The organism is Ventosimonas gracilis (assembly GCF_001580025.1).
In the GTDB taxonomy this organism is placed as follows: Bacteria; Pseudomonadota; Gammaproteobacteria; order Pseudomonadales; family Pseudomonadaceae; genus Ventosimonas; species Ventosimonas gracilis.
In genome coordinates, this window is sequence record NZ_LSZO01000203.1 from 1 (window position 1) to 8,204 (window position 8,204).

The following is an 8,204-nucleotide window of genomic DNA, read 5'->3' on the forward strand; positions in this document are numbered from 1 at the left end:
CTAGCCAAGCAGACAAGTCAAGCATAAACAGTTATTTACGCTTAAAAGTGGAAATTGTCTTTGTCTGTCGTTTCATAATTGGTACCGAGGTCAGGCAACATTTTCAGGCTGTCACGGAAGGGCCGGAAGATGCCCGAATCCATTTCATCTGCCAGTTGCGCGGCAGCACCCGCGTGTGTCAGGCAAGGGGCGATTTTGAATTGAACCCAAGCAATGTACTGGCTTCATTTGCCCCGGATGCCGGGTTCCATCTGGATTGCAGTCCTGATTGGTGCAATGTCGAGCTACGCATCGCAGCGCCGTCTTTGTTTGAACTGGCGGGCGATGCGTACGGGTTAAAGTGTCTGGACACCCGCAACGCGTGTTGTCTGCTCCTCAATCCCAACAACACCCATATCCGTGATGCGGCTGCCAGACTGGCGAATCTGCTGACCGCCGCCCACCCTTGCGCTCTGCTGGTGCAGGCGGCAGCGCTGGAATTCATCGCCTGGCATCTGAAAAACCTGCATGCCAATGAGACAAATGACCGGATTTGTTCACGGGAATGCCGCCTGCTTTGGCTAGCCCGCGAGCGACTGTTGAGCGACTTGAGCAGCCCGCCCACCATCGAACAGTTGGCGCGGGACACCGGATTGAACCAACTCAAAATCAAACAGGGGTTCAAAGTGCTTTTCGGCACAACCACTTATGGACTGTTCCAACGCGAGCGCATGGAACGCGCACTGGCGCTGTTACAGACCAACAGCGTCACCGAAACCGCATCCCTACTGGGCTACAGCAATATCAGCCATTTCAGCGTGGCATTTCGCAAGCAGTTTGGCGTGTTACCCAGTGAGGCACGTCGCAAGGCGTTGGTGTAGGGAATAGTCAGACGCTACCTGCAACCACCGCAGGCGCGACCAAGCCAAGGTCGAGGCAACGGCCAAATGGGTATCGGCATCGAGCATGCCGTACCAAGCTCGCCAACGACGTTGCCCATCATCACAACAGAAATCCGTTTGTGCATCTGACCGCAAACGCAGGCGCGTAAATTCGAGCATCAATCCTTCGCCACAAAACTTGCTGACTGCCTCTTTGAGCGTCCAGATTTTTAGAAACGATGCCGTATCTGTCAGGTCTGGTTCGTCAGGATGGCAGATCGTCGGCCAAGGTATACCGGCGGTTTGTTCGCGTGTCTGCTCCACATCAATGCCAACCAACCTCGGCATCACGACGCAGCGCCACGACGACCCACTCACCACTGTGAGACAGGTTGAAGTGCAGACAATATCCGGCGATATGGGGTTTGCCACGTTTATCCACCATGAATACAGGATTTTGTGGTGGAAGCCCCAAAAGTTGCCCGATTACCCAGCGTTTGAGGACATGTGCCGCGTGATGACGACGGCGATCAACTGCGAAACGATACGTACACAGACGCTGCTGTTCCCTGACATCGAGCCACGTCACAGGCCATGTGGCTGCGTGTACGACCGACGCACAAACGACCAGCATTTCTCCAGGCCGCAATGTCTTCACCATGTCACCAATTCGTCCCACTATCGCCACCCAACGGTATAGGCAGAACGCCAACTTCAAGGACAAACGATGACCATACAGCGGACTGCTGGCATCAATCTTGTGCGCCGCTTGTGAAGGAGCGCTACCCGATTCAGTCATTCAATCCCCGAAACCGGATGAATTTTGGCTCGCCATCGTCGATCCATCCGAGCATCACATTCCGCACCAAAGAATTCTGATGCGGGGAATACCATCCGTTTTCGGGTAGTCCTGCCAAGCAGCATCAATAATGATTCTCTTCATCGTTATTGATGCGCCTTGTTTGGCGTGATGGAGTCACCCCGTGCAATCTCATGCCGCCGGTTGGTCAGATGCCGACATCGAATGCTATGAACGTGAGGGATACTGGCAGCGGCTGACGCTCGGTCAACATTTACACCAGTGGGCGCAGCGCTATGGCGGACGTGTGGCATTGGTGGAGGGCGATTCTCGTTGCAGCTACGCGGAACTGGATCAGCGTGCTGATCGTCTTGCCGCAGGTTTTACCGTCTTGGGCGTTCAACACGGCGACTGCGTGCTGCTGCAATTACCCAACAGCATCGCGTTTGTTGTATCGCTGTTCGCGCTGATGCGCGTGGGGGCGTTGCCGCTGCTGGCGATGCCATCGCAACGGCTACGCGACCTGGAAGGTTTGTGCGCACAAGCTCTGCCAGTTGCCTGCATCGTGCCGGATCGCTTCTTGGGCTTCGATCATCGCTCAATGGCCGAAACCCTGCAAGCCCGGTGTCCTTACTTGCAACACCTGATTGTCGATGGGGATGCGGGATGCCACCTGACGCTTGAAGCCTTGGAAGCCGCGCCGCTTAGTTTGCCTTCCGCGCCGCATCCAAACAGCACGGCCTTGCTGCTCCAGTCTGGCGGCACCACCGGGACACCCAAGCTGATACCGCGCACCCATGCCGACTACGCCTACAACGCTCAAGCCTCGGCTACTTTATGCGGTCTGACGGCTGATAGCGTCTACCTCGCGGCGTTGCCGATTGCCCACAATTTTCCGCTTGCATGCCCAGGCGTGCTCGGCACCCTCTTCGCCGGTGGCCGCGTGGTTATGGCGCACACCCCCAGCAGCGATGAGGCGTTCTCGTTGATTGCCCGTGAGCGCGTCAACATTACAGCGCTCGTTCCGCCGCTCGTACAGTTGTGGCTGCACGCCCGTGAAGGAGACACCTCGGATTTGTCCAGTCTGCAATGGTTGCAAGTCGGTGGTGCGCGACTGGAACCAGAATTGGCGCGACAAATCACGCCAGTCCTTGGTTGCCGACTGCAACAAGTGTTTGGTATGGCCGAAGGATTGTTATGCTATACCCGCCTGAACGACCCCGACGAAGTAGTTCATCACAGTCAGGGACGTCCACTGTCGCCCCACGATGAGGTTCGCATCGTTGATGCGCAAGGCATTGATGTGGCTCCCGGAGAAACCGGCGAGTTGCTCACGTGCGGCCCTTACACCATCCACAGCTACTACGGTGCCACACAAGACGGCTCGACCGCTTTCACGGCAGACGGCTACTACCGTTCTGGCGATCTGGTACGACGCACACTGGAAGGCAATCTGGTCGTCGAAGGACGTTTGAAAGAACAAATCAATCGCGCAGGAGAAAAAATCGCCACTGCCGAGATTGAGCAGCACCTGCGCGAACATCCTGCCGTGCAGGATGCAGTCGTGATTGCACTTGATGATACCGATCTCGGTGAACGCAGTTGCGCCTTCATCGTCGCGCAAGGTGAGGCACCGAGCCTGCGCGAGCTGCACGATTTTTTGCGTTCGCGTGGTCTGCCACGGCACAAGCTGCCTGACCAGCTCGAAATCTCGGTGGCTTGGCCGCTGACCAACGTAGGCAAGATCGACAAACGTCGCTTGGCCGCACTCGCTCGGCGAGCGGTGGACACCAAGCGGGCAGGTATGACGCTTGCCCCCGTCACCGTCATCAGCAGTGACCGCTTTCGCTATCGCATTGATGACGACCTGCTGCTTGAACGCGCCTTTGGTGGTCTGCTCGGTGCCGACATTGCTGCTGCCGGTCATACGGTAGACAACACGCAACTGGCGCGGGCACTACACGTTCTGCGTGAGCGCCATGGTGAACACCTGCCAGTTGGTTGTTTGCAACAACTGAACGGCGAATTGCGCGAAGTCGGCGAATGTTACGCCCAACTGGCGAAACAGCCTGCATCACAACGACTTTCAGCTTTGGCAGCAACCGTCTCGACCAAGGCGTGGGAAGTGGATAACGCGCAAATCGAGAGCCTGTTTCATATCTTCCGTCACAGCTTGCGTGCAGTGGCTTGCTATCCACCCGAGCCGTTTGCAGGCAACCTGCATTTGCTGCACGACGATGAGGAATTGCACTTTTTACCCGGTTTACAACCGGACATGAAAACATTCTGGACCGGGATCGCCCTGGGCGACATCCGCGTCGAACGCATTGAAGGTAATCACCTGTCTTGCCTACAGCCGCCGCACGTACAAGCGGCCGTCGCTCATATCCTGCGAGAACAGGCATGACATGGAATTCTGAGCAGCACGGTATCAATACCATGCCCTCCACTCCCATCCCAACACCGCTCCATTTCGGCAACCTGCTGCGCATCGCTATCTGGCCGCTGGCTTGGGCCGTTGTGACTGCCATTGCGTCCGCAGCGCTGAGCATTGCGCCCCTGTGGTGTATCTACCGCATCGCGGTGGAACTGTTTTCCGCGCAGCCGGACATGGAGGCGGTGTGGCGGCTGTCCTGGTGGGCGCTGGGGCTGTTGTTCCTGCGCTGGGCGCTGATGGTGGCAAGCCATGTGCTGGCGCACGTCGGGGCATTCGCCATCCAGCATCGGCTGCGGTTGGCACTGGTGCAGCGCCTGAATCAGGTGCCGTTGTCGTTCTTTGCCGGACGCGGCTCGGGCAGTCTGCGGCGCACACTTACCGATGATGTCAACGGTCTTGAAGGATTTTTCGCCCATATGCTCCCTGATGTGGTCGCGGCGGCAACTGTGCCGGTCATGGCGCTGGCGTTGCTGTTCGTGGCGGATTGGCGTCTGGCGCTGGCGGCGCTTGTGCCATTGCCACTGGCCGTACTGGCGCAGTGGTGGTGGATGCGCGGCATGGGCGAGCGCATGCGCGAGTGGGGCGAGTTGCAAAAGCGCATTGCCAATCAGGTCGGCGAATATGTGCGCGGCGTCCACGTGGTCAAGAGTTTCGGGCTGGATGCCCGCTCCTTTGGCGAACTGGCAAGCGCCGTGCGCGGCGCGGTGGTTTGGGTACAGGACTATGCCAGACACAGTTCCGGTGGCTGGGTGATGTTTACCGGGTTGTTGACCGCCAATCTGGTTATCGTCGCGCCGCTGGGCGCGTGGCTGTATACCCAAGACACGCTGGACCTGCCGACTTACGTTCTATTTCTGCTGGTTGCCCCCGCCGTTCTGGCACCGCTGCTGCGCCTGACCTTCGCGCTGGGCGAACAATTCCAACGTGCCCAGGCCATGCAGCGCGTGGATGCCGTGCTGCAAGCGCCGGTAGTGAGTGAGGCGGTCAACGCATACGTCCCCGATGCCGCTCTGGACATTGAGTTCATCCACATCCGCCACTGCTACGGCGAATCGCTGGCCTTGGAGGATGTCAGCTTTCACGCCGGGGCAGGCCGGTTGACCGCGCTGGTGGGTGCCAGTGGTTCGGGCAAAAGCACGCTGGCAAGGCTGATACCGCGCCTATACGAGTTTGAATTTGGCGAATTGCGCATCGGTGGTGTGGACGTGCGCCAGTGGCCACTGGATGCCTTGTTGGCGCGTCTTGGCATCGTGTTTCAGGAGGTCTTTCTGTTTCATGGCACGGTGCACGACAACCTCGCCATGGCCCGCCCCGATGCCAGCGACGCGCAAATCGAAGCGGCGGCGCGTGCCGCGTGTGCGCACGAGTTCATCATGGCCTTGCCACAAGGCTACGACACCGCCTTGGGCGAACGTGGCGCACGCCTGTCCGGCGGTGAGCGCCAACGCCTGTCCATCGCCCGCGCCCTGCTCAAAGATGCGCCCATCCTGCTGCTGGACGAGGCCACCGCCAGCGTCGATGCCGAAAATGAAGCCCTGATCCAACAGGCGCTGGATACGCTGTGCCAAGACCGCACCGTGCTGATGATTGCTCATCGCTTGCACAGCGTGATGCACGCCGACCATATCGTGGTCATGGATGGCGGCACCCTGGTCGGGCAGGGTACGCACGCCGAACTTCTCGAACACTGTCCAGGCTACCAGCGCCTGTGGCGCGATCATGAAGGCGCGCGCGACTGGTCATTGGGCCATACGCGCACAGAAGCGGAGCCGCACGCATGATACGCGAACTGATGCAATCGGGCTTTCGCCTCTCGGGCCTGCGCGATGCACGCCTGCTGCGCGGCCTGACCTGGGCCGTTGCCGAAGGGCTGTTGGCCGCCGCACCCTGCCTGCTGCTGTACCTGCTGTTGCAGGGCGTGTTTGCGGGCAGCCTCACGCCCGCGTACATCTGGACTTATGGGCTGCTGATGGCGATGTGCGTGATGCTGCGCATGCTGGCCGCCCGGATAGGCATGCCGCTGATTTTCAGTGGTGCCTACGCAATGATGGGTCAGGCGCGCTTGCGCATTGCCGACCACCTGCGCACATTGCCGATGGGCTGGTTCGGCAGGCAGCGCAGCGGCGACTTGGGCGCGCGCCTGACCTCGGATCTGGAACTGGTCGAACACCTGTGGTCGCACTTTCTGGGCGTTTTCGTCTCGGGCCTTGCCATGCCGGTCTTTCTCGTCCTGTTCCTGCTCTGGATCGACTGGCGGCTGGCACTGGTGGTCTTGGCAGGCATTCCGCTGGCCTTGTTGGCATTGGCGTGGAGCCAGCGCGTTGCCGCCCGGCCCAGCACCCGCATGATGACGGCAAGCAGCACGGCCCAATCGGCCTTGCTGGAATACGTGCAGGGCATTGCCGTCATCCGCAGCTTTGGACGGTTCGGGATGGTCTGGCAGCACCTGCAAACCGACTTGCACGAACATCACCAGGCCCTGCTGGCGGTGGAAATCAAACCGGCCCCTTGGCTCGCGGCCTATGGCTTCCTGCTGGAAACCGGCTATCTGTGCTTGGTGCTGGCCGGGGCATGGTGGCTGGCCGATGGCACGCTCACACCTTCCACCCTGTTGCTGTTTTTGGTGCTCGCCTTGCCGGTCTACCGGCAACTGTTCGAGGTCGGGCTGTCCACCTTGATGCTGCGTTTTGCCCGCCGCGCATTGACACGGATTGAACACATCCTGCATGAGGAGACCATGCCCGAACCGGCCACACCCAAAGCGCCGCAAGGGCATGACATTGTGTTTGACCACGTACATTTCGCCTATGCCCATGACGACGAACAAGACCAGACGCATCCGCCCGCATTGTTTGACCTGTCCTGCCGGATTCCGGCCAGACAACTGACCGCCGTAGTCGGCCCCAGCGGCGCGGGCAAAAGCACCCTGGTTCACCTGATTGCCCGCTTGTGGGATGTGGACGATGGAGCCATCCGCGTGGGCGGCGTGGATGTGCGCGACATCGGCACCCATGCCCTGCACCAACAGGTGGCGATGGTGTTTCAGGACGTGTTGCTGTTTTCCGGCACGGTGCTCGATAACATCCGCATCGGCAAACCCGATGCCAGTCGTGAAGATGTCATTGAAGCCGCCTGGCGGGCACAGGCGCACGACTTTATCGAAGCCCTGCCGCAAGGCTACGACACCGTGCTTGACGAAGGCGGTGCCACCCTTTCAGGCGGCGAGCGTCAACGACTCTCAATCGCCCGTGCGCTACTTAAAGATGCCCCCGTGCTGCTGCTGGACGAAGCCACCGCCAGCGTGGATCCTTCCGCCGAAGCCCAGATTCAACGCGCCATTGCCGAACTGGCGCGTGGACGCACCGTCGTGGTGATTGCCCACCACCTGAAAAACGTGCGCTACGCCGACCAGATTCTGGTGCTGAACAAAGGACGGCTGATTGAACAGGGGACGCATGCGGGGCTGTTGTCGCAAAACGGCTTGTATGCGCGTATGTGGACGCGACAGCAACAGGCGCAGCAGTGGCGGTTGCGGGCAGCCTGATTTTTCTATGTTGCCTGGAAACAAAGCAATACCAATTCAGTGATTGATTAACGGTCAACCGTTAATTTGAAGTCAAACAGGGAGGCATTATTTAATCTGGAGAGTCCAATGGAACTGCACCACCTTCGCCGCTTTGTCATTCTTGCCGAGGAGCTGCACTTCACGCGGGCAGCAGAGCGTTTGCATATTGAGCAATCGCCGCTATCGCGCAACATCAAGGAACTTGAGGATGATTTGGGTGTGACGCTCTTTCACCGGGACCGGCGCGGCACCCGCTTGACCTCGGCGGGACGCACCTTTTTGAAAGAAGCCCGCAGGTTGCTGACCGTGATGGAGCAGGTACGCGAAAACGTCAAGGCAGTGGCATCCGGCCTGCGCGGCAGTTTGCAGATTGCCGTATCCGATGGCGTAATTGACCCGCGATTGTCTGCATTTCTGGCGCGTTGCCGCGAGGAAGAACCCGAAACCGAAATACATCTGTCGGAAGTCACGCTGTCCGAACAGTTGCGCGGGCTACGCTGCGGCGATTTTGTCCTCGGGCTGGCATGTACTGCCGAAACGGGC

General features: G+C 59.4%; 6 protein-coding genes and 1 pseudogene. 5 read left to right on the plus strand and 2 right to left on the minus strand.

Translation table 11 applies throughout. The features are described 5' to 3' along the window. Positions 1–860: helix-turn-helix transcriptional regulator (locus AXE65_RS11470; protein ID WP_068392482.1), on the plus strand; the 860-nt coding region annotated here is incomplete at its 5' end. Here the strand turns inward: AXE65_RS11470 and AXE65_RS13420 are convergent. Next, positions 825–1,208 (minus strand): 4'-phosphopantetheinyl transferase superfamily protein, encoded by a 384-nt coding sequence (locus AXE65_RS13420; RefSeq protein WP_079214153.1) that lies wholly within the window; start codon positions 1,206–1,208, stop codon positions 825–827. The genes AXE65_RS11470 and AXE65_RS13420 overlap by 36 nt on opposite strands. Continuing rightward, the gene (locus AXE65_RS13635) at positions 1,186–1,659 is read right to left on the minus strand and encodes a 4'-phosphopantetheinyl transferase family protein (protein WP_068392484.1); all 474 of its coding nucleotides are present in this window, start codon (positions 1,657–1,659) and stop codon (positions 1,186–1,188) included. Before AXE65_RS13635 ends, AXE65_RS13420 begins: the two co-directional genes overlap by 23 nt. Positions 1,660–1,879: 220 nt before the next feature. Here AXE65_RS13635 and AXE65_RS11480 point away from each other — a divergent pair. The 4 genes and pseudogenes from AXE65_RS11480 to AXE65_RS11495 all read left to right on the plus strand — a co-directional run. Next, positions 1,880–3,436, plus strand: a pseudogene (locus AXE65_RS11480) ((2,3-dihydroxybenzoyl)adenylate synthase); the annotation flags it as partial. 626 nt (positions 3,437–4,062) lie between these two features. Then, on the plus strand, positions 4,063–5,877 hold the full coding sequence (locus AXE65_RS11485) for an ABC transporter ATP-binding protein (RefSeq protein ID WP_068392486.1): 1,815 nt from the start codon (positions 4,063–4,065) through the stop codon (positions 5,875–5,877). After that, positions 5,874–7,640, plus strand: a complete 1,767-nt coding sequence (locus AXE65_RS11490; RefSeq protein WP_068392488.1) for an ABC transporter ATP-binding protein — start codon at positions 5,874–5,876, stop codon at positions 7,638–7,640. Before AXE65_RS11485 ends, AXE65_RS11490 begins: the two co-directional genes overlap by 4 nt. 108 nt (positions 7,641–7,748) lie before the next feature. Then, the coding region (locus AXE65_RS11495) for a LysR family transcriptional regulator (protein ID WP_153015460.1) at positions 7,749–8,204 on the plus strand (456 nt) is incomplete at its 3' end.